The 21,401-nt window shown below is 67.9% G+C and carries 20 protein-coding genes; 11 read left to right on the top strand and 9 right to left on the bottom strand.

What is annotated here, in order from left to right; genetic code table 11:
• Nucleotides 1-37 precede the first annotated feature (37 nt).
• Nucleotides 38-2,206: a molybdopterin-containing oxidoreductase family protein gene (locus tag QGN32_RS18585; protein WP_326545765.1), complete on the top strand. Its 2,169-nt coding sequence runs from the start codon at nt 38-40 to the stop codon at nt 2,204-2,206.
• Here the strand turns inward: QGN32_RS18585 and abmR are convergent.
• The 3 genes from abmR to dtd form a co-directional block, all read right to left on the bottom strand.
• Nucleotides 2,196-2,762: an ATP-binding transcription factor AbmR gene (gene abmR / locus QGN32_RS18580; RefSeq protein WP_442791726.1), complete on the bottom strand. Its 567-nt coding sequence runs from the start codon at nt 2,760-2,762 to the stop codon at nt 2,196-2,198. The genes QGN32_RS18585 and abmR overlap by 11 nt on opposite strands.
• 63 nt (nt 2,763-2,825) lie before the next feature.
• The gene (locus QGN32_RS18575) at nt 2,826-3,029 is read right to left on the bottom strand and encodes a hypothetical protein (RefSeq protein ID WP_326545764.1); all 204 of its coding nucleotides are present in this window, start codon (nt 3,027-3,029) and stop codon (nt 2,826-2,828) included.
• A 61-nt stretch (nt 3,030-3,090) separates the two neighbouring features.
• The gene (dtd, locus tag QGN32_RS18570; RefSeq protein ID WP_326549143.1) at nt 3,091-3,522 is read right to left on the bottom strand and encodes a D-aminoacyl-tRNA deacylase; all 432 of its coding nucleotides are present in this window, start codon (nt 3,520-3,522) and stop codon (nt 3,091-3,093) included.
• A gap of 85 nt (nt 3,523-3,607) precedes the next feature.
• On the opposite strand from dtd, the gene QGN32_RS18565 reads away from it, so the two are divergent.
• Both QGN32_RS18565 and QGN32_RS18560 read left to right on the top strand, forming a co-directional pair.
• Nucleotides 3,608-3,814, top strand: a complete 207-nt coding sequence (locus QGN32_RS18565; RefSeq protein WP_326545763.1) for a heavy-metal-associated domain-containing protein — start codon at nt 3,608-3,610, stop codon at nt 3,812-3,814.
• Nucleotides 3,814-6,036: a heavy metal translocating P-type ATPase gene (locus tag QGN32_RS18560; protein WP_326545762.1), complete on the top strand. Its 2,223-nt coding sequence runs from the start codon at nt 3,814-3,816 to the stop codon at nt 6,034-6,036. Before QGN32_RS18565 ends, QGN32_RS18560 begins: the two co-directional genes overlap by 1 nt.
• Here the strand turns inward: QGN32_RS18560 and QGN32_RS18555 are convergent.
• The gene (locus QGN32_RS18555) at nt 6,020-6,430 is read right to left on the bottom strand and encodes a hypothetical protein (protein ID WP_326545761.1); all 411 of its coding nucleotides are present in this window, start codon (nt 6,428-6,430) and stop codon (nt 6,020-6,022) included. The two genes, QGN32_RS18560 and QGN32_RS18555, sit on opposite strands and share 17 nt — an antisense overlap.
• 138 nt (nt 6,431-6,568) lie before the next feature.
• Between QGN32_RS18555 and QGN32_RS18550 the strand changes: the two genes are divergently transcribed.
• Entirely contained in the window at nt 6,569-8,113 is a 1,545-nt protein-coding gene (locus QGN32_RS18550) for an adenylate/guanylate cyclase domain-containing protein (protein ID WP_326545760.1), read from the top strand.
• Nucleotides 8,114-8,149: 36 nt separating this feature from the next.
• On the opposite strand, the gene QGN32_RS18545 is transcribed toward QGN32_RS18550, so the two are convergent.
• Nucleotides 8,150-9,268, bottom strand: a complete 1,119-nt coding sequence (locus tag QGN32_RS18545) for an adenylate/guanylate cyclase domain-containing protein (RefSeq protein WP_326545759.1) — start codon at nt 9,266-9,268, stop codon at nt 8,150-8,152.
• Between the two features lie 123 nt (nt 9,269-9,391).
• Between QGN32_RS18545 and QGN32_RS18540 the strand changes: the two genes are divergently transcribed.
• Nucleotides 9,392-9,607 carry a hypothetical protein gene (locus QGN32_RS18540; protein WP_326545758.1) on the top strand — a complete coding sequence of 72 codons (216 nt, stop codon included), beginning with the start codon at nt 9,392-9,394 and terminating at the stop codon, nt 9,605-9,607.
• A 49-nt stretch (nt 9,608-9,656) separates the two neighbouring features.
• Here the strand turns inward: QGN32_RS18540 and QGN32_RS18535 are convergent, their stop codons facing one another.
• Complete coding sequence (locus QGN32_RS18535) at nt 9,657-11,036, bottom strand: amidase (RefSeq protein WP_326545757.1); 1,380 nt, start codon at nt 11,034-11,036, stop codon at nt 9,657-9,659.
• A 114-nt stretch (nt 11,037-11,150) separates the two neighbouring features.
• On the opposite strand from QGN32_RS18535, the gene QGN32_RS18530 reads away from it, so the two are divergent.
• Entirely contained in the window at nt 11,151-11,588 is a 438-nt protein-coding gene (locus QGN32_RS18530) for an HIT family protein (protein WP_326545756.1), read from the top strand.
• An 11-nt stretch (nt 11,589-11,599) separates the two neighbouring features.
• Nucleotides 11,600-12,067, top strand: coding sequence for a nitroreductase family deazaflavin-dependent oxidoreductase (locus tag QGN32_RS18525; RefSeq protein WP_442791849.1), 468 nt, complete (start codon nt 11,600-11,602; stop codon nt 12,065-12,067).
• On the opposite strand, the gene QGN32_RS18520 is transcribed toward QGN32_RS18525, so the two are convergent.
• Both QGN32_RS18520 and QGN32_RS18515 read right to left on the bottom strand, forming a co-directional pair.
• Nucleotides 12,064-13,101 (bottom strand): LLM class flavin-dependent oxidoreductase, encoded by a 1,038-nt coding sequence (locus QGN32_RS18520; protein WP_326545754.1) that lies wholly within the window; start codon nt 13,099-13,101, stop codon nt 12,064-12,066. The two genes, QGN32_RS18525 and QGN32_RS18520, sit on opposite strands and share 4 nt — an antisense overlap.
• A gap of 76 nt (nt 13,102-13,177) precedes the next feature.
• The gene (locus QGN32_RS18515; protein ID WP_442791725.1) at nt 13,178-14,020 is read right to left on the bottom strand and encodes a uracil-DNA glycosylase; all 843 of its coding nucleotides are present in this window, start codon (nt 14,018-14,020) and stop codon (nt 13,178-13,180) included.
• A 60-nt stretch (nt 14,021-14,080) separates the two neighbouring features.
• On the opposite strand from QGN32_RS18515, the gene tap reads away from it, so the two are divergent.
• Nucleotides 14,081-15,310, top strand: coding sequence for a multidrug efflux MFS transporter Tap (gene tap / locus QGN32_RS18510; RefSeq protein WP_326545752.1), 1,230 nt, complete (start codon nt 14,081-14,083; stop codon nt 15,308-15,310).
• A 94-nt stretch (nt 15,311-15,404) separates the two neighbouring features.
• Here the strand turns inward: tap and QGN32_RS18505 are convergent, their stop codons facing one another.
• The gene (locus QGN32_RS18505) at nt 15,405-18,020 is read right to left on the bottom strand and encodes a LuxR C-terminal-related transcriptional regulator (RefSeq protein ID WP_326545751.1); all 2,616 of its coding nucleotides are present in this window, start codon (nt 18,018-18,020) and stop codon (nt 15,405-15,407) included.
• A 72-nt stretch (nt 18,021-18,092) separates the two neighbouring features.
• Here QGN32_RS18505 and QGN32_RS18500 point away from each other — a divergent pair, with 72 nt between their 5' ends.
• The 3 genes from QGN32_RS18500 to QGN32_RS18490 all read left to right on the top strand — a co-directional run bounded on the left by QGN32_RS18500 (nt 18,093) and on the right by QGN32_RS18490 (nt 21,395).
• Nucleotides 18,093-19,457 carry an FAD-binding oxidoreductase gene (locus QGN32_RS18500; RefSeq protein WP_326545750.1) on the top strand — a complete coding sequence of 455 codons (1,365 nt, stop codon included), beginning with the start codon at nt 18,093-18,095 and terminating at the stop codon, nt 19,455-19,457.
• Nucleotides 19,458-19,584: 127 nt separating this feature from the next.
• Complete coding sequence (locus tag QGN32_RS18495) at nt 19,585-20,814, top strand: cytochrome P450 (protein WP_442791848.1); 1,230 nt, start codon at nt 19,585-19,587, stop codon at nt 20,812-20,814.
• Entirely contained in the window at nt 20,814-21,395 is a 582-nt protein-coding gene (locus QGN32_RS18490) for a TetR/AcrR family transcriptional regulator (RefSeq protein ID WP_326545748.1), read from the top strand. The genes QGN32_RS18495 and QGN32_RS18490 overlap by 1 nt, the downstream gene beginning before the upstream one ends.
• Nucleotides 21,396-21,401 lie beyond the last annotated feature (6 nt).

Raw genomic sequence — 21,401 nt, 5'->3', positions numbered from 1 at the left:
ACGGGGTATCGAAACGCACCCTCGCGACGGCGGAGATATGAGCACGACGGTCTACACGTTCTGCCGGTACTGCCTGGCGTCGTGCGGCCTCGAGGTGACGGTCGAGGACAACCGTGTCACCAAGATCGCAGCCGACAAACAGAACCCGCACACCTGGCACGACTTCTGCGCCAAGGGCCGCACGGCGCATCAACTCGTCGAACATCCGCGCCGGATCCTCAACCCGATGCGCCGGGTCGGCGACACCTACGTCGAGGCCACCTGGGACGAGGCGATCGCCGACATCGCCGCCAGGATGAACGCCGCGATCGAGGCGGGTGGACCCGACGCGGTCGGCGTCTACTACGGCAACCCGGCGGGTTTCTCCTCGTCGAACATCATCTTCATGAACGGTTGGCTGGACGCGATCGGGACCCAGAACCGTTACGCCGTGGGCTCGGTCGACCAGAACGCGATGCACGTTGTGGCCCAGGCGATGTACGGCTCGATCCTGATGGCGCCGGTATCGGACATCGACAACTGCGACTACTTCCTTCTGGTCGGCACCAACCCCGCCGTGAGCGCTTGGAATTGGCTGGAGACCGTGCCCGGCGGCTGGCGGCGCGCGCTGGCCCGCCAGAAACAGGGCGCGACGATCGTCGTCGTCGACCCGCTGCGCACCGAGTCAGCCGAGAAGGCCGACGTGCACCTCGCGGTGCGCCCCGGGCAGGACTGGGCGCTGTTGTTGGCCTTGGTGAAGGTCATCCTCGACGAGGGTCTCGAACATCGGCACGACTGCACCGAACTCGCGACCGGCGTGGACGATCTTCGTGCACTGGTCGCCGAGGCGGATCTCGACGATCTGGCTGCCCGTTGCGACATCGACCGCGAGCGAATCCGGCAGGTCGCCCGCGAGTTTTCCGCGGCGCGCGGGGCCATGGTGGTCACCCGCACCGGGGTGTCGATGCATCTGTCGGGAACCATCGCGGAGTGGTTGGGGCATGTACTCAACGTGATCACCGGCCGGATGGACCGCCCCGGTGGGCGCCGCTACGAGCCCGGCTACGTCGATGCGATCCGAATGTCGGCCATGGTCAAGGCCAAGCCGCATCACAGCCGACTGCTCGGCCGCGAAATGGTCGCCGGCGCACACGCGCTCAGCGAACTGCCCGATGAGATCACCACGCCCGGTCGGGGCCAGATCAGGGCGATGCTGATCAACTCCGGTAATCCCGTGGTCTCCGGCCCCGACGGTGCGAAGCTGGATCGAGCGCTGGCCCAACTCGACCTACTGGTCGCGATCGACTTCGTCCAGCGCGAGAGCCACCGCCACGCGCACTGGCTGCTGCCCGCGGCTCACTGGCTGGAACGCAGTGACCTGCTCGCGTTCACCAGCAACATGCACGACGAGCCCTACCTGCAGTACGGAGCGCAGGCCGTCGAACCACCGCCGGGCGTGCGGCAGGAGTGGCGGATCTTCACCGACCTCACGATTGCCATGCGCAGACCGTTGTTCGGCGCCAGGGGCCTGAACGGGTTCGTCAGGGCGACGCGGGCGGTGGCACGGCTGACCCACCGGCCGGCGATGGGGTTCGGCCCGCACTGGATCGACCGGCTGGTCGTGGCCACCGGGCGAAAGTTCAACGGACGCAGGATCAAATGGCGTGACGTCACGTCGCACCCGCACGGCTGGGTGCTGGGGCCCCGCGAGTTCGGGCACTTCCGCGACGCGCTGCGCACCGAGGACAAGAAGGTGCACGCGGCACCGCCCGAGTTTCTCGCGAGGGCCCGCGAACTGCTCGCGGCACCGCATCCCGAGCCGCCGGTCGGCTATCCGTTCCAGCTGGCCAACCGTAGGCACCGGCACTCGATGAACTCCTGGCTCAACGAGCTGCCCGGCCTGCATCCGGGCGGCAAGGGCAACGACGTCGTCATCCATCCGAAAGACGCAGCCGACCTCGGCGTAGACGACGGCGATCTCGTCAGGATCTTCTCCCCGGTGGGCGAGGTCAAGCTGACGGCGGTGGTCGACGATCGACCGCGTCAAGGCGTGATCATCGTCGACCACGGTTGGGGATCACGGGTTTTCGACCCGCGTGGAGGTGGCGAGCCCGTCGCGTTTGGCGCCAACCGCAACCTGCTGGTCGACGGCGGGCCGGTGGACCCGCTGTCACAGACCACGGCGTTGAGTTCGTCCTATGTCGGCGTGGAGCGAACTACAGCGTAGGCCCCTCGGCGCGCAGGTCGTCGACATTGCGCATCGCCTCGCGCAGCTTGCTCAGCCACTCTTCAGCGTGTTCGCCGACCAACCGCACCGACCACGCCAGCGCATCCGAACGCGACCGCGCGACGCCCGCATCGACGAGCGTGTCGAGCACCTGGCGCTCGGGTTGACGCAGCCGCGTCATCACCGGAACGGCCATGTGAGTGAACAGGATTCGCTCGTATCCGTCGTCACCGACCGCTCCGATCTCGATGCCCCACGCCACCTTGCGGCCGTACAGCGCTTCGGCTTCGTCGGCGATGCGCATGCGCTCCGACCGGGTGTCCTCCCGGAACCGCGCGGCCCTCCCGGATGCACGCGCCTCACTTTCCCCGCCCTCGGGTTCCGGAAGACGACCGATGACCGTGATCTCCTCGCGGTCGACGACCACTTTCGGGTCCCCCGTGAACCAGCCGTCGGGGAGCCGGCCGGCGAACCAGTCGGCGGCGTCGCCCGCGTCGGGCTGCTGAGCCTGCTGCCAGCCGCCCTGACGGCGCCGGCCATGAATATTGTGTCGCATGATTACATGCTTACACCGTTACAGCACAGATGACAGCGCCTTCACCGACAGCGAACGGCGTGACTACTTGCGCTTGAGCAATAGCGCGGCACCCCCGGCCACAACCGCGCCGATGAGTAACAGCACCGCCAGGGCCGGGCTAACCAGCCACCACACCAGGCCTACCGCGATGAGTGCGGGCGACGCGACGAACAGCACCATGCCCGGGTGCTGCTTGATGACCGCGAGGGCGCTCTGCGTTCGCACCCGGTCGATTTCTCTTGCCATGGCCCAAGAATGCCAGTTGGTGGGCTACTTTGTAGCGCCGCCGCCGGTTTCGACGACGTAGTCACAGCTCGAGCAGCACCGTCACCGGCCCGTCGTTGACGAGTTCCACCTGCATGTGCGCGCCGAAGACGCCGCTTTCCACCGTCGCCCCGAGGGCACGCAGCGCGTCGGCGAAGGCGGTGACGAGCGGCTCGGCCACGGCGCGGGGCGCGGCGGCGTTCCACGCCGGCCGCCGGCCCTTCGCGGTGTTCGCGTACAAGGTGAACTGGCTGACCACCAGGATCGGCGCTCCGACGTCCGACGCGGCCTTCTCGTCGTCGAGAATTCTTAGCTGCCAGAGCTTTTCGGCCATCCGCGCAGCCTTCCCCGCGTCGTCGTCATGGGTGACGCCGACCAGCGCGAGCAGCCCCTGACCTTCGGGCCGGATCTGTCCCACCACCTCACCGTCGACCTTGACGGCCGCTGAGGTGACCCGTTGGGCGAGAACTCGCATGCCCGCAGATGCTGCCACGACCTGTTCAATCCTTCCGTACCACCCCGTATTGATACCCCTAGGGGGTATCGGGTACTGTGGGTTCATGACCACCACCACTGTCACCGTCACCGGAATGACCTGCGGACATTGCGCCGCGTCCGTGCGCGAGGAGCTCGGCGAGATCACAGGCGTGACGGCGGTCGAGGTCGATGTCGCCACCGGTGCGGTGACCATCGACAGTGTCTCGCCCCTCGACGCAGCCGATATCCGGAGCGCGGTGGAAGAGTCCGGCTACCGGTTGGCCAGCTGATGAGCACCGTGGCCACTGACACGATCGAGCTGTCGATCGACGGTATGACCTGTGCCTCATGCGCGAACCGGATCGAGAGGAAACTCAACAGGATCGACGGTGTGACGGCGACCGTCAACTTCGCGACCGAGAAAGCGCGCGTCGAGTACGGCGAAGGGGTGACGCCCGCCAACTTGGTGGCCACCGTCGAAGAGGCGGGCTATCAGGCGCACCTGCAGGCAGAACAGGATGCCGCCGCTGACGAAGACCCGACCGCGGCGTTGCGCACCCGCCTGTTGGTTTCACTCGCGTTGACGATTCCGGTGATTGCCACGGCGATGATCCCCGCCCTGCAGTTCGCAAACTGGCAGTGGATGTCGCTGGCACTGGCCACGCCGGTGGTCGTGTGGGGCGCGTGGCCGTTCCACCGCGCGGCGTGGGCCAACCTGCGCCACGGCAGCGCGACGATGGACACGCTGATCTCGATGGGCACCCTTGCGGCACTGGGCTGGTCGGTCTACGCGCTGTTCTGGGGCACTGCGGGTGCCCCGGGGATGACGCACGGGTTCGAGCTGAGCCTGTCACGCACCGACGGATCCGGCAGCGTGTACTTCGAGGTCGCCGCCGGGGTGACCACATTCATCCTCGCCGGACGCTATTTCGAAGCGCGCTCGAAACGGCGCGCAGGTGCGGCGTTACGAGCGCTGCTGGAACTTGGCGCCAAAGACGTCGTCGTGCGCAGAGACGGCGCCGAACAACGGATTCCGATCGGTCAACTGCGCGTCGGTGACGAGTTTGTCGCGCGGCCCGGTGAGAAGATCGCCACCGACGGCGTGGTGGTCGAGGGTGCTTCGGCGGTCGATGCGTCCATGCTCACCGGCGAGTCCGTGCCGGTTGACGTCGGCCCGGGCGATGAGGTTGTCGGCGCGACGGTCAACGTCGATGGCCGACTAGTGGTGCGGGCCAACCGGATCGGCGCCGATACTCAGTTGGCTCAGATGGCGCGGCTCGTCGAGGACGCCCAGAACGGCAAGGCGCAAGTGCAGCGACTGGCCGACCGGATCTCGGGTGTGTTCGTGCCGATCGTGATCGCCCTGTCGGTCGCGACATTCGGCTTTTGGCTGGGCACAGGCGGATCGGTGGCGGCCGCCTTCACCGCGGCGGTGGCGGTGCTGATCATCGCGTGCCCGTGCGCGCTGGGGTTGGCGACGCCGACTGCGCTGATGGTCGGCACGGGTCGCGGGGCACAACTGGGCATCTTGATCAAGGGGCCCGAGGTGCTGGAGTCCACGCGTGGCATCGACACGATCGTGTTGGACAAGACCGGAACGATTACGACCGGCAGGATGACTTTCATCGATGTCGTCAGCGCCGAAAGCGAGCGGCCCGACGAGGTGCTGCGGATGGCGGGTGCGGTCGAAGACGCTTCGGAACATCCGATCGCCAGGGCGATCGTGAAGGGCGCGCGGGAAAAGCTGGGCGACTTGCCCTCGATCCAGGACTTCACGAACCTGCGCGGCCTCGGTGTGCGGGGACGGGTCGAAGGCCGCGACGTCACCGTCGGGCGGCAACGGCTGCTGGCATCGCACGCGATCTCAGACCTGTTGAAAACGGCGGTGCGAGAAGCAGAGTCGCAGGGCAGAACCGCCGTCGTCGTCGGGTGGGACGGCATAACGCGTGGGGTGCTGGTGGTAGCGGACGCCGTGAAACCGACCTCGCGCGAGGCGATCTTGCAGCTGCGCACGCTGGGCCTGAAGCCGATCATGGTGACCGGCGACAACGAGGCCGCGGCCGGCACGATCGCGGGACAGGTAGGCATCGAGGACGTCATCGCCGGGGTGCTGCCGCAAGACAAGGTCGACGTCGTCAAACGTTTACAGGCCGACGGCAAAGTGGTGGCGATGGTGGGCGACGGCGTCAACGATGCGGCGGCGCTCGCCCAGGCCGACCTGGGGCTAGCGATGGGAAGCGGCACCGATGTCGCGATCGAGGCAAGTGACCTGACGTTGGTGCGCGACGACCTGAACGCGGTTCCCGACGCGATACGCCTGTCGCGCAGGACATTGGGAACGATCAAAGGAAACTTGTTTTGGGCCTTCGCCTACAACGTCGCCGCGATCCCGCTGGCCGCCGCGGGTCTGCTGAACCCCATGATCGCCGGTGCGGCAATGGCGTTCAGTTCGGTGTTCGTCGTCAGCAACAGCCTTCGGCTGCGCCGCTTCACCGCTACAGCGTCGCGTTGATCGGGCCGAGGATCTGACAGTTCGGCTCCAGCGCGTCCTCGAAGACCTTGCCGCAGCCGCGACCGCTCGCGATGTACGTCGCGCCCGGCTGATACGGCTCGAAGAAGACCTGCGCTGCCCCTGGCCCTCGCGCCTGAGTGCACTGCCCTCGCGAATCGGGACCGGCGAGGTGAACACATGCGACGCTCATCGCCGGCCGGAACGGGGCACCGCATGCGTAGAACGAGACCGTCGCCGTCACCTTGCTGACTCCACCGGTGTTCACCACCTGTGGCGGCGAGAGGGTGTACCCGCACGCCGGTGCCGGTGGCTGCCCGTTCGCTGACCCGACACCCAGCAGACCGGTCGCCGCCATGAGCAGCGCGACCGACACGAGTTTGACGACCCGGCTCATCCCTGGATGGTAGATCACCGCCCGCACGGGCATTCCGGAATGGGAGCGGTCACCTACTGCTACGGCAGCGGGCTCGCGGACGAACACAAGTATGTCCAAGTCGCCGGTCGGAGCCTCCGAGATCGATACGCTCTGTTGGTGCCGGAAACCTCGTACGCGGCCTGCGGCGATCTCAGCCTGGCCTACCAAGTGTTCGGGGATGGGCCGGTCGAACTCGTGGTCGCGGGATCTTTCGTCAGCCACGTCGAGCTCTTCTGGACCATGCCCGAGTTCGAGGCGTTCATGGAGCGGCTCTCGACGTTTTGTCGCGTCCTCATATTCGACAAGGCTGGGGTGGGGCTGTCGGATCCGGTCCCGCGGGTTCGCACACTCGACGATCGAGCGGCCGAGATCGAGGCAGTCATGGACGCCGTCGGCTTCACGAGGGCGGTCATTATCGGCATCAGCGAAGGCGGCCCCGCCGCTATCGTGTTCGCGGCGACGCGGCCGGAGCGAACACGGGCTCTGATTCTCACTGGTACGAGCTCGTTCATCGGCTACTTCAACGGCTGGGACGACGTCGACCGCGACCCCGCCGAGTTGAGGCCTCGCCTACTACCTGAATTGGGTGAGCGTTACACGCCGTCGACGGGGCAGATCGCCCACTGGTTGGAATTCGCGCGCGCGGTCCGCTCGGCGTGGGGCACCGGTGCGGCACTCAAAGCGCTGCTGCCGTCTGTCTCTTCGGTGCGCCAGCTCGCGATGTTGGAGCGGATGAGCGCGAGCCCTGGGATGGCGCGTGCGACGCTGGAAGCCGTGATGCGGCTCGACGTGCGGCCGATCCTGCCGGCGATCACCGTGCCCACACTCGTTATTCATGCTCGCGGCGACTTCGTCCCGGTGCAGAGCGGCCGATACTTGGCCGATCACATTCCCGGGGCGCGGTTGCTGGAAGTCGACAGCCAGGACCACGCGCCCTGGGTATCCGATCCGGACCGGATCACTACCGAGATAGAGGAGTTCCTCACCGGCAGCCACACCGCACCCTCCCAATCGCACCGTGCGCTGCGGACCGTGTTGTTCACCGACATCGTCGCCTCGACCCAGCGCGTCGCAGCGACCGGTGACGAGCGGTGGCGTGCGGTGCTGCACCGCTTCAGTCAGATCACCGCCGAACTGACACGTCGGTTCGAGGGGACGATAGTCAAGAGCACCGGCGACGGCCATCTCGCCACCTTCGACGGCCCCACGCAGGCAATTCGCTGCGCCGAGGCGCTGCGCGCTGACGCCGAGACGATGGGCATCGAAATCCGCGCCGGTATCCACACCGGCGAGTGCGAACTGCTTGACAACGACATCGGGGGGATTGCTGTGCACATCGCGGCGCGGATCCTCGGCGAGGCTGGGCCGGGAGAGATTCTGGTGTCGAGCACGGTACGAGATCTGGTGGTGGGCTCGGGCACAGGCTTCGTCGACCACGGCAGCGTCGAGCTGCGCGGTGTGCCGGGTGCCTGGCACCTGCTCGCGGTCAACCGGCGCGGCGCGCGCGTGGGATCGGCTGAAGCGGAGCTCGCGTCGATGCCCACCCCCGGTCCTGGGTCCGCTATGCGCCGGTCCGATCGCGCCATGGCCGTAATCGCAAGGCGGACCCCCTGGGTTGTGAGGGGAATGGCCCGCCTTGCGGCCGCGAACGATCGCAGCTGAGCTCCTGTTCCACTGGTTTGGCTGACTCGGTTCCGTTCAGACGCCCGCCCGTCGCACGCGATACAGTTTCACGTCGGATTTGATGCCCTTGAGGCGCCGCGCGCCCGCGAATGACCAGTCGAACCGCTCGTCTTCGCCGACGGCGTCGCGCGTCGACTCCGCTACCAGAACGGATCCGGGACGCGCGGCCCCGGCGACCCTGCTGGCCAAGTTGACCGCGCCGCCGAACCAGTCACCGGTGCGGCTGACGGCCATTCCCGTCGCCATGCCGACGCGCAGCCGAGGGTAGTCCTCGTCGTCATTGGTTCGCTCGACCAGCATCAGAGCCGCTTCCAACAGGGGCACCGGTTCGGGGCTGACGAGCATCACCTCGTCCCCGATCGTCTTGACGAACCGCACCGGCGGAACCGACGCCTCGTGCGCGAGGTCGAAGAGCCGGCGGGCGAGTTGTTCGAGATCCTCGGGAGGCACCGCCTCACCGAGTCGGGTGAAGCCGACGAGATCGGCGAAGGCGGTCGTCACGAGTCGAGCGCCCGGCAGCCGCAGGCCCTTCGCACGTTCGGAGGCGGTGATCGCCTCGGTCTCCATCAGGTGACGCAACTGCAGCCGCAACATGTCCTGGATCATCGGGCCCAGCAACGGGTCGGCCGCGCGCACCAACGCTTCGGCGTTCTTGGCGATAACGAGTTTTGATGCGCTCGGGTCGAGCACCGAAGCCAAGCCCGCGTGACGCATCACTTCGGCCGCCTTCGACAACCCGTCGGCGAGCACGCGCGTGATCTGGATGATCTGGTCGGGCAGGATACCGATCTCGATGAAGCGCTGGGCGAACGCCGCGGCCTCGGCGTCCGCACGCAGGTGGACGGCCGCGTCGGGATCATCGACGGCGGGAAGTCCCATCGCGTGTTGAATGCGCTGCAGCAGTTCGAGATCGATGCCGGTCTTCTCGCTGGTTTCCCGCGCCGAAACGTAGACCCCGTCGTCGCCGAGCGCCTGACGCGCTCCGAGCAGCATCGGCAGGAAGGCATTTCGGATCACCTCGACGGCGATGCCTTTGCCCAACAGCCACGGGATCAACTCGGCACGTTGGGCGCGTTCCTCACCTTCGAGTCCGTCCAACAACCCAGAGGCTTCGATGTCGAAGTCATCGGCCACCGGCCCAAGGTATACCCCGTGCGATAGTGGCAGCATGGGTTCGCCGGTGCTGCACGGGTTGGCACCGATCATCGGCGAGGGGGCGCGCACCCTGGTTCTGGGCAATATGCCCACCCTGAGAGCATGGTGCCCAAGGACTTTCAGGGGTTCTTCGCCGAACACCCGCGCATCGCATTGGTGCTCTTCAACGGCGCCGCGGCGGAGAAGAACTACGCCCGACTTGTTTCCGTCGCAAACGGACCGCGCTACCGGCGACTGCCGTCCACCAGCCCCGCGCAGACGATGCCGTACGCAGACAAGCTCGCCGTCTGGCGCGAAGCCCTGTCCGCAAGGCGATAACGCCCCAGTGGCTTCGGCGGCGCTTATTCTCAGTACGGACGCGGGTGAGTCAGGACACCGGCGGGCGCCTTTGTGCCCACGGTCGCGCCTTCTCCATCTGTCCCGCTAGCGAGAGCAGCGTCGCCTCGTCGAACGGCCTACCCACCAACTGCACTGACGTCGGTACGGCGTTGTCGTCAAACCCCCACGGCACGACCGCGGCCGGCTGACCCGTCACGTTGAACAGCGCCTGAAACGGCACCCGTGCGGCGACCGACAACAGGGTGGACAGCATGCCCATGCGCTGATAGCGGCCGATGCGCGACGGCCCCTTCGCCGTTCCCGGTGTGACCACCACGTCGACGTCGTCGAAGATGGACTGGATCCGTTCGGCAGTATGGGTTTCCGCTCGGCGGATGGCGTCCATCCTCCGGTCGGAGATCATGCCGCCGACTCGCGCAAAGCTGCGCGTCCTTGCCTCCAACCGCTCCGGATGCGGCAGCGTCCGGACGTCGTCGAAGCAGCCCCGGAAGTAGCGCGGCAGGGCCTGGTCGAACATCACGGAAGCCGGATAGTCCGGATCGCGCACAACCACCTCGTGGCCCAGCTCCCGCAGCAGTTCACCCGCCTCGTGCAGCGCCGCACGCTGCAATCGACCGACCCGTGCGGTCAATAACGGGGGCACCTTGTCGCTCAACGCAATTCGGAGTGGTCGAGGTTCCCTTCCGGCGGCTGCGACGAATCCCGGCTCCCGCGTCACCGCCTCCAGGAAAAGCGCCGCATCCTCGACGGTCCTGGCGATCGGCCCGTTCACGTTCAGGCCGTTCCAGGAGTCGTCGTGCGGGGCCAGCGGCACGCGATCGCGCTGCGGTTTGAGCCCGAACAGTCCGCACCATGTCGCCGGGATCCGGATCGACCCCATCCCGTCGGACCCCAACGCCATCGGCGCGAGGCCTGCCGCCACCGCAGCGGCACTACCGCCGCTGCTGCCGCCGGGCGCGTAGTCGATGTTCCACGGGTTGCGCGTGGCGCCGAACGTCACCGTCTCCGTGAACGGCCACAGCATCATCTCCGGCACCATGGTCTTGCCGAGAATCACAGCGCCCGCATCGCGTAGGCGTCGCACCACTTCCGCATCGCGGGTCCGAGCGGGACCGTGGGCCGAGCTGCCATATGTCGTGGTCTCGCCCTCGACGTCGACGTCGTCCTTGATCGCGATCGGCACACCCAACAGCGGTCGCCGCTCCCCCGCGTCGATCCGCTCCTGCGCGGCGGCCGCTTCCCGCTGTGCGCTGTCCTCGAGCACCACACGGTAGGACCGAAGCGTCGTGTCGAGGCGCGCGATGCGCTCCAGGTAGTGCCCGAGCAGTTCGGGAGCGGTGATCTCGCCCGCGGCCAGCAGACGCGCCTGCTCGGCGGCGCCCGCGAAGACAAGCACGCTGGTATCCACGGCGGCAGCGTAGCCGCTGCGCCACCCTGCCCGGCGGCATATGCGCCGGGCGTGGTGCCGGGGTGGCCGAGTGGGCGAACAAGAACGTCGCCGGCCGACCGCTACCGTGGCGGGATGTCCTGTGTGTTCTGCACGATCGTTGCCGGCGAGGCGCCGGCCATCCGTATCTACGAAGACGACGACTTCCTGGCAATCCTCGACATCCGCCCGTTCAGCCGCGGTCACACGCTGGTGATTCCCAAGCGTCACACCGTCGACCTGACCGACACCCCGCCGGAGACCGTCGCCGCGCTGGCGCGAATCGGTCAGCGCATCGCGCGGGCCGCGCGGATCTCGGGGCTGCACGCCGACGGCAACAACGTTGTGATCAACGACGGTAAGGCGGCGTTCCAGAGCGTCTTTCACATTCACCTGCACGTGTTGCCCCGGCAGAGCGGCGACAAGCTGTCGGTCGCCAAGAACATGCTCCTTCGCCGCGACCCGGACCGCGAGGAGTCGGGACGGCTCCTGCGTGAGGCCCTGGCGCAACTCGACTCCGCTGCGCAAGACTGAACCCCATGAGCATGCCCTGGTGGGAGAAGTACATCGGAATGCCGATGCTGTTGCTGCACGACAAGGTCTACAAGGGCACCAATGGCCGGATCGGGCACACGATCCCGGGCGGTCCGCCGATGCTGATCCTGCACACGGTCGGTGCGAAAACCGGTTTGCAGCGGGCCAACTCGCTCGCCTATGCCCGCGACGGCGACGACTACCTCGTCGTCGCGTCAAAAGGCGGCGAGCCGCGGGCGCCGGGTTGGTACCACAACCTCAAGGCCAACCCGAACGTCGAGATCAACGTCGGACCCGAACGCATCAAGGTGACGGCCACACCCGTCACCCCCGACGATCCGGACTTCCCGCGGCTCTGGGGCATCGTCAACAACATGCGCGGCAACAAGGACCGCTACATCGGCTACCAGAAGCGGACGTCGCGGCCGATCCCGGTGATCAGGCTGACGCCTGATGGCCGGCCCGCCGGCGCGCCTTAGAACAGTTCCTTGGCCAGCAACTCCAGCGTCTTGTCGCGTGCCGGAGCCGTCGCCGGATCGGTGCCGCGCCGGGCCGAGGCCACCGGGTTGACCATGACCTCGTCGACGCCGAACCCATCGGCCAGCGCGCGCAGCTGATCGGCGGCCCCTGTCGGATCGCCGACGACGGCGCGCCCGAATGCGGCCTCAGCGATTCGTTGCGCCTGCGGTGCGAGTTCCTGCTGCTGGGCGTCCTCGACGAGATCGAGCGGGCCCAGCGGCTGACCGGTTCGCAGCCGCGCCATCATCTGCAGGTTCGGTAACGCCAACGCCTTTGCCTCGTCGTGTGTTTCGGCGACCACCGCGTTGACGGTGAGGAACGTCACGGGTCCGGGAGCCAGGTCGCTGGGCCGGAACTCGGAGCGGTACACGGCCAACGCCTCCGCTGTGCCCTGGCCCGAGAAGTGATGCGCGAACACGTACGGCAGCCCCTTGGCAGCGGCCAGGTGCGCCGAGTACATCGAGGAGCCAAGTAGCCACAGCTTCGGTTCGGTCACGGCGGCGGGCGTGGCCTTGAGGATGTAGCGCTGGTTCGGGATCGGCACCCGCACGCCGCGGGGGCTCATCAGCGCGACGACATCGTCGAGGTAGTCGGGAAAGGCCTCGATGTCACGATCGTCGCGCCCGGCGGCGCCGCGGAGCGCCATCGACGTGACGGGGTCGGATCCGGGCGCCCGGCCGATGCCGAGGTCGATGCGTCCCGGGTGGGCGGCCTCCAGCAGCGCGAACTGCTCGGCGACGGCCAGCGGCGCGTGGTTGGGCAGCATCACGCCGCCCGACCCGAGCCGCAGTTGCGCGGTATGCGCAGCCAGGTGCGCGACGAGTACCGGCGGACTGGTCGCTGCCACCGATGGCATGTTGTGGTGCTCGGCTACCCAGTACCGGGTGTAGCCGAGGCGGTCGGCGGTCTGCGCGAGCCGGGTCGAGGCCGCCAGCGCGTCGGAGGTCGACTGGTCGGTGCGCACCGGCACGAGATCGAGAACTGATAGGCGCATGGCAGTCACAACGCGTTCGGCCGCACGGACGTTCCCCGCACCGCCTCGCAGCACGTCGGGATCGGGTTGTTCGCGACTATCCGACGGATGCTCGCGCCTTAGCCTGCCGGAAGACGTCGTCGAACATTTCAGGCGTCAGCTTTCCGGTGAACGTGTTCTGCTGGGAGGGGTGGTAGCAACCGATCAGCGTGACGCGGCCCAGCTCGGCGGCGGCCCCGTGGCCGAACTTCGGTGCGGGCACCGGCACCGGCACTCCCCCGCCCCGCAGCATCTGCAGCGCTGCGCGCCAGGCGAACCCGCCGAGCGCGACGACCACCCGCACGCCGTTCGCCGTCAACCGCCACTCGGCGTCCAGCCACGGCGCGCACGTCGCACGCTCGGCCGGTGTCGGGGCATTGGCCGGTGGCGCGCACCGCACCGCCGCGGCCACCCGGGTTCCGTTGAGCGCCAAGCCGTCACCCGCGTCCACACACAGCGATTGGTTGGCCAGCCCCACCCGGTGCAGCGCCGCGTACAGGAAGTCTCCGGACCGGTCACCGGTGAACACCCGCCCCGTCCGGTTGGCACCGTGCGCAGCAGGCGCGAGGCCGACGACGAGCACCCGGGGCCGCGCCGCTCCGAAGCCGGGCGCCGGGCGGCCCCAGTACGGTTCGTCGGCGTACGACTTGCGTTTGACGACGGCCACCTCCTCGCGCCACTCCACCAGGCGGGGGCAGGCTCGACACACCGACACCTCCGCGTCGAGTTCCTCGATGGACCGCACTGCGGCGGCCATCGAGGCCACCTGCGCGGCGTTCGTCGCCACCGCGGTGTGTGGTGTCGCGGGGTCGCCCGGCCAACCCGAGCCCGGAGGCACCGGCGATCCGAACGGCGTACCGGTCCGCGGATGAGGCAGCAGCTGCACAGCACCACTGTGCACGCGTACACAATCGGGGTGCTGACCGGCCCTGTGCGCTGTTAGATTCTGCGGCGAGAACCCATGACCGATACCAAGCGCGGCCCCCTTGTGCTGATCATGTTCGCCGCGCTGATGGCCGGCGCAGGCAACGGCATATCGCTGATCGCCTTCCCGTGGCTGGTGTTGCAGCGCAACGGTTCTGCGCTGGACGCTTCGGTCGTGGCGATCGCAGGCTCCCTGCCGTTGCTGGTGGCGACGCTGATCGCGGGCGCCGCGGTGGACTATCTGGGGCGGCGGGTGGTTTCGATGATCTCCGATGCACTTTCCGCCCTGTCGGTGGCCGCCGTGCCGGTGCTGGCGTTGATGTTCGGGGTGGATGCCCTGAACGTCGCAGTGCTGGCCACGCTGGCCGCGCTGGGTGCGTTCTTCGACCCCGCAGGGATGACGGCCCGCGAGACGATGCTGCCCGAGGCGGCGAGTCGCGCCGGGTGGACGCTGGATCGGGCCAACAGCTTCTACGAGGCGGTGTTCAACCTGGCCTACATCGTCGGTCCCGGCATCGGCGGCCTGCTGATCGCGACGCTGGGTGGAATCAACACGATGTGGGTGACCGCGTCGGCCTTCGTCCTGTCGATCATCGCGATCGCGGTTCTGCGGCTGGAGGGCACCGGCAGACCGGACCGAACCGTGTTGCCCGAAGGTGTCCTCGCGGGCATCGTCGAGGGCCTGCGGTTCGTCTGGCAGAACAAGGTGCTGCGCACGCTGGCGGTCGTGGACCTGGCGGCTACCGGACTGTACATGCCGATGGAAAGCGTGCTGTTTCCGAAGTACTTCACCGACCGCGACGAACCGGCGCAGCTCGGGTGGGTGTTGATGGCGTTGAGCGTCGGCGGTCTGGTCGGCGCGCTCGGTTATGCGGTGTCATCGAAGTACCTGAGCCGGCGGGTGACCATGCTGGCCGCGGTGCTGACACTCGGGGTCGCGATGACGGTGATCGCGTTCCTACCGCCGCTGCCGCTCATCCTCGCGTTGTCCGCGATCGTCGGCCTGGTTTACGGGCCGATCGCCCCGATCTACAACTACGTGATGCAGACCCGGGCACCGCAGCATCTGCGCGGCCGGGTGGTCGGGGTGATGGGCTCGCTGGCCTACGCCGCGGGCCCGCTCGGACTGATCGTGGCGGGCCCGCTGGCCGACTCCGCCGGCCTGCACGTGACGTTTCTGGCCCTGTCGCTGCCGATGCTCGTGCTCGGAATCGTCGCGGTGTTCCTGCCCGCATTGCGCGAACTCGACCGCCCGCTGACGGTTTGAGGCGTGGAGATTTGGACCCCCCCGGAATCGCTACGCAGGCTGATCTTGAGCACCTTCCACAGGCCGAACGTGAATCCCATTCATGCGCAGACCGTCAGCGCACGGGGCCCCGCCTGGCGATCGAAGCCAGTTCCTCCCGGGAGCTTGCCCCCACCCGCTGACAGGCGCGGTAGATGTGACCTTCGACGCTGCGCACCGACATCACCAGCCGGTTGGCGATCTCGCGGTTGCTCAGCCCGGCCACCACGAACTCGACGATCTCGCGCTGACGGCCGGTCAACGGCTGGCTTGCCGGGCTGCGCAGTGCCGGGGTGCAGAGCCCACCGCAGGCGTCGCTGAGCTCCTTGGCCACCGCGGCGGCATACAGGCCGCGTCTGCGTTGCTGGTCGCGGGTGAACGCGACGGCGGCCTGCGCGGCGGCGTCGGCGGCGGCGGCCCGGTCGCCGATCTCCGCGTAGGCTTCGGCGGCCGCGAGCAAACCCTCACCATCGGAAGCGGCGAGCGACTCCACATGTCGCGCAACAGCATCGGCTAACGGCAACCGGAGCTCGTCGGCGAGCTGACGCACCCGAATCCGGTTCGACGAGTCGCCCCACTGCGCGGCCGCTTGATAGCACGCCACCTCATGGGTCGGCTGATCGCGCGCCCAGGCTTCCGATGCCGCCGAGCGCACGGTGTCGATGGCCTCGGTGACGCATCCGTTCGCAACCAGCGACCAACCGGTGGCGACGCCCAATGCGGTCTGCATGAACAAGTAATCGGGCGGAACGCTGGCCCGCGCCTGGTTGATCGCTTCCTCGGCGGCCGCTCCCTCACCGAGTTTCGCGTGCGCCTCCGCCAGCGCGAAGCATGTCGCCGGGCCTAAACCGCTTGTCACATCGTGCCTTTGGACACCGGCAAGCGCTTCATGCAAGAGCTTGCACGCGGCTCGGGCATTTCCACGCATGAGTTCGGCATTTCCCAGCAGCGACGCGAGGTTGGCGTAGGCCAGGCTCGGAATCTCACCCGCCGAGTCGGCTACCCGCCGCACCATCGCCGCACATTCGTCGATGCGCCCCGTCAGCCGGCAGGCGCGGGCGTACACGCTGGCGAACCAGAACCGCATGTGCGATGCCTGAAACGATGTCATCGCGCGGTTCAGCGCCGACTGCGCGACCGCCGTGAGGTCGTCGGCGCGGCCCAGCGCGCCCAGGGCCATCGTCAGCGCCACCGACGCCATGATCGCGTCGAAGTCGGTGAGGAGCCCCGATTCCAATGCGACGGTGGCTTTTTCCGCCGCCGCCTCACAGCGGGCCGACGCCGCGTCGACGCACGCCTCCGCCGCCATCCGTGCGAACCGTTCCGCGGTGGACTCAGGCTCGGCGGCAAGTCCGGCGAGAACGTCCGCTGCGTCGCTGATCCGACCCAGCATCCACATGAGGTTGGCCGCCCTCAGGATAGTCCATCGGTGCATACCCTCTGAGTCGTCAATCACATTGCGGCGCAATACTTCCTCTGCCTGCGCGCCGCGGCCCAGGAGGAACAGGTTCAATGCCCGGATACCCGGCGCCTCCGGCGCGCCCGCCTCGGCGGCGGCCGTCGCGAACCGGTCGGCCAGTTCCAAGTCGAGCAGCGTCATCGCGTGCTGCGCCGCCTGCAGGCAGACTTGCGGGTCCGGCGGCTGATCCGATTCGAGCGCGAGCAGCGCCCGGCGCACCGTCGCCTGCATGTCGGGTTCGCTCTCCTGGGCCAGCCGGGCGGCCAGCCTGCCCCGGATCTTCGACAGATAGATCTCTCCCGCTGCCGCCCGGCGCAGTTCCCCGAACAACGGGTGGGCCAGCCGCGCCACGAGAGCGCCGCCGCTTCGCTCGATGGTCACCAGCCGCATCCGCTCGGCGACCTCCAGATCGGCCTGGTCGACCACGTCGCACAACACGTCGACCGCCAGCGGTTCGCACTGCGAAAGGGTGTCAACGACGAGAGCCACTTCGGGCGTGAGTTGTCGCAGTTGGCGGCCGACCATGTCGCTGATGCTCTGCGACACCGCGACTTCGCCGTCCCACATCCACACCCCCGCCCGCAGCCGCATCCGTCCCGCGGCGATCTGGTCTTTGACCAGCTGGCGCAGGAAGAGCGCGTTGCCTCCGGTCAGCTTCCAGAACCGCTGGGCGCTGCGCGCGTCGAGCACGCCGCCGAGCGTGTCCTCGATCATGCTGCGGGCCGCCTCGGCCGACAGCGGGGCGAGGTCGAGGCGGGCCAGCAACCCGTCTTTCCACAGCGCGGTGATCGCGTCGGGTTCGTCGGCGCCCGACCGGAGAGTGACGACGAGCCGGGCCGCGCGGGTCTGCGCGAGCTGATGCACCACGTGCGCCGACAACCCGTCGAGCAGGTGCGCGTCGTCGACCCCGATCAGGGTCCGCCCGTGGCGCTGTTGCGCGACAAGGGAATTGATCAGATGGCGCACGTTCGGCAGCGGATCGGAAATCGTGTCGCTGATCAACGCGGTGAAAGCACCGAGCGGAAGAGCCCGCGCGGACTCGGTGCCGACGATCCAGTTCGTGCGTTCGCCCGCGCATTCGGCGAGCCGCAGCACCTCACGCGCGAGCCGGGTCTTGCCCACCCCCGCGGCGCCGACGATCACCACGCCGGACTTGTTGGCACCCCCGGTGGTTGCGCGGCGAATGGTCGCCAGTTCGCCGTCGCGTCCCGCCAGCGGATCCCCGCTGATCACGGCGGAAATATAACCCGCGGCGCCCACCCCCGCGCGAATTTCTGCAGGTCTCGACCGATCTACGATTGACGTGTGAAGTCCACGCTCGAAGACCTGGTCGCCGCGCTGCCCGAGGGCGCCGTCGTCACCGATCCGGACATCCTGGGGTCATACCGGCACGACCGGGCCTTCGATCCGAACGCGGGGACACCGCTCGCGGTGGTGCGGCCGCGCAGCACCGAGGATGTGCAAGCAGTGCTGCGCTGGGCCACCGCCAGCAAGGTCGCGGTGGTGCCGCGCGGAATGGGTACCGGCCTGTCCGGCGGCGCCTCGGCGCTCGACGGTGCCATCGTGCTGAGCACCGAGAAGATGCGCGACATCACCGTCGACCCGGTGACCCGCACCGCCGTCGTCCAGCCCGGGCTGCTCAACGCGGAGGTCAAGAAGGCGGTCGCGGAGTACGGGCTGTGGTATCCCCCGGACCCGTCGTCGTTCGAGATCTGCAGCATCGGCGGGAACGTCGCCACCAATGCCGGCGGCCTGTGCTGCGTGAAGTACGGCGTCACAACGGACTACGTGCTCGGCCTGCAGGTCGTGCTTGCCGACGGCACGGCGGTGCGACTCGGAGGTCCGCGGCTCAAGGACGTCGCCGGATTACCGCTCACCAAGCTGTTCGTCGGCAGCGAAGGCACGCTCGGCGTGGTCACCGAAGCGACGCTGAAACTGCTGCCCGCCCAGTCCGCCGCGTGCACGGTGGTGGCGAGCTTCGACTCGGTCGAGTCGGCCGCCACCGCCGTCGTCGCCATAACGGGCAAGATCCGGCCGTCGATGCTGGAGTTCATGGACTCGGCCGCCATCAACGCCGTCGAAGACAAGCTCAAGATGGGCCTGGATCGCAGCGCTGCCGCGATGCTGGTGGCCGCGTCCGACGATCGCGGCCCGTCCGGCGCCGAGGACGCCCGGTTCATGGCCGACGTCTTCGCCGAACACGGGGCGAAGGAAGTGTTCTCGACATCGGATCCCGAGGAGGGTGAGGCGTTTGTCGCCGCGCGGAGGTTCTGCATTCCCGCCGTCGAGTTGAAGGGTTCGCTGCTGCTCGAGGACGTCGGAGTTCCGTTGCCGGCGTTGGTCGATCTGGTCGGCGGCGTGGCCAAGATCGCCGCCAACCACGAACTGCTGATCTCGGTGATCGCGCACGCCGGCGACGGCAACACGCACCCGCTGATCGTCTACGACCCCGCCGATGCCGCGATGACCGAACGCGCCCACCGCGCCTTCGGCGAAATCATGGACCTGGCGGTCAGCCTCGGCGGCACGATCACCGGCGAGCACGGTGTCGGCCGGTTGAAGCGGCCGTGGTTGGCCGGTCAGATCGGACCCGAGGCGATGGCACTCAACCGGCGGATCAAGCAGGCGCTGGACCCGGACAACATCCTCAACCCAGGCGCTGCGATCTGAGGCCCGGCGCCGAGACTGACGTAATGGCTGCTATCCGACTCGATCAACGACCAATTCGCCGGTTTCGCGGCAACTCCTATTGACAGCCCCCGTAGTTCTGTCGTACCAATGAGACGTGACGGCAACTATGTCTCATGGCACGCCGGTTCGGTTCGAGCTCGCCAACGCCGAAACGTGGGCCGATCCCTGGCCGATGTACCGAGCGCTGCGTGACCATGATCCCGTCCACCACGTGGTGCCGCGGGACAAGCCCGATCACGACTACTACGTAATGTCGCGGCATGCCGACATCTGGGCCGCCGCGCGTGACCACGAGACGTTCTCGTCGGCGCAGGGGCTGACCGTCAACTACGGCGAACTCGAACTCATCGGCCTGGCCGACAACCCGCCGATGGTGATGCAGGACCCACCGGTGCACACCGAGTTCCGCAAGATGGTGTCGCGCGGCTTCACCCCGCGGCAGGTCGAGGCGGTCGAGCCCAAGGTGCGCGAATTCGTCATCGAGCGCATCGAGCGCATCCGAGACAACGGCGGCGGCGATATCGTCGCCGAACTGTTCAAGCCGCTGCCGTCCATGGTCGTCGCGCACTATCTGGGCGTGCCGGAGGTCGACCGCGACAAGTTCGACGGCTGGACCGATGCGATCGTCGCCGGCAACACCGCCGACGGCGGCATCGGCGGTGCGCTGGACACGCTCGGCGACAAGTTGGGCGAGATGATGGCCTACTTCACCGCGCTCATCGAACGGCGGCGGACCGAGCCGGAGGACGACACGGTCTCGCATCTGGTGGCCGCGGGCGTCGGCGCAGACGGCGACATCGCTGGTGTCCTATCCATCCTCGCGTTCACCTTCACCATGGTCACCGGCGGCAACGACACCACCACCGGCATGCTCGGCGGTTCGGTGCAGCTGCTGCACCAGCGGCCCGACCAACGCCGACTGCTGGCCGAAAACCCGGAGCTGATCCCCGATTCCGTCGACGAGTTTCTTCGGATGAGCTCGCCGGTGCAGGGGTTGGCCCGCACCGTCACGAGCGACGTGACTGTGGCGGACACGACCATCCCGGAGGGCAGGCGGGTGCTGCTGCTGTACGCGTCGGCCAACCACGACGAACGCCAGTTCGGCGACGATGCCGAAGAACTCGACGTGACCCGCAAACCGCGCAACATCCTGACGTTCAGCCACGGCGCCCACCATTGCCTCGGCGCGGCGGCGGCGCGGATGCAGTCACGCGTCGCGCTGACCGAACTGTTGACGCGGATCCCCGATTTCGAGGTCGACGAGAGCGGAGTCGTGTGGTCCGGCGGCAACTACGTGCGGCGGCCATTGTCCGTGCCGTTCAAGGTGACCGCCTGATGGCCGGTGACTGGTTGGCCGCGCGACGCACGGAAGTGGCCGCCGACCGCATTCTCGACGCGGCGGGCGAACTGTTCACGCACAAAGAGGCCGCTACCGTCGGCATGCACGAAATCGCCTCGGCGGCAGGGTGTTCGCGCGCCACGCTGTACCGGTACTTCGAGAACCGCGACGCACTGTACACCGCGTACGTGCACCGCGAGAGCTACCGGTTGTACCGGGAGATGACCGAGCAGATCAATGCGCTCACCGATCCGCGCGAGCGCCTCATCGAGGGAATGCTGGCCTCACTGCGCAACGTTCGCGAGAGCCCCGCTCTCGCATCCTGGTTCGCAACCACGCAGCGGCCGATCGGCGCGGAGATGGCCGAGGAATCCGAAGTCATCAAGGCGCTGACCGAGGCGTTCGTCATCTCGCTGGGTCCCGACGAGCCGCAGGTGGTTGCGCACCGGGCCAGGTGGCTGGTGCGAGTGATGACCTCGCTGATGTTGTTCCCCGGGCATGACGAGGCCGACGAGCGGTCGATGCTCGAGGAGTTCGTCGTACCGATCGTGCTGCCGAGTCGTCAGGCCACCCAGTAGCGCCCG

The sequence above is a fragment of the Mycolicibacterium sp. ND9-15 genome, from assembly GCF_035918395.1.
GTDB lineage: Bacteria > Actinomycetota > Actinomycetes > Mycobacteriales > Mycobacteriaceae > Mycobacterium.
The sequence above is the reverse complement of the archived record's forward strand: the minus strand, read 5'-3'. Positions and strand labels throughout refer to the sequence as shown.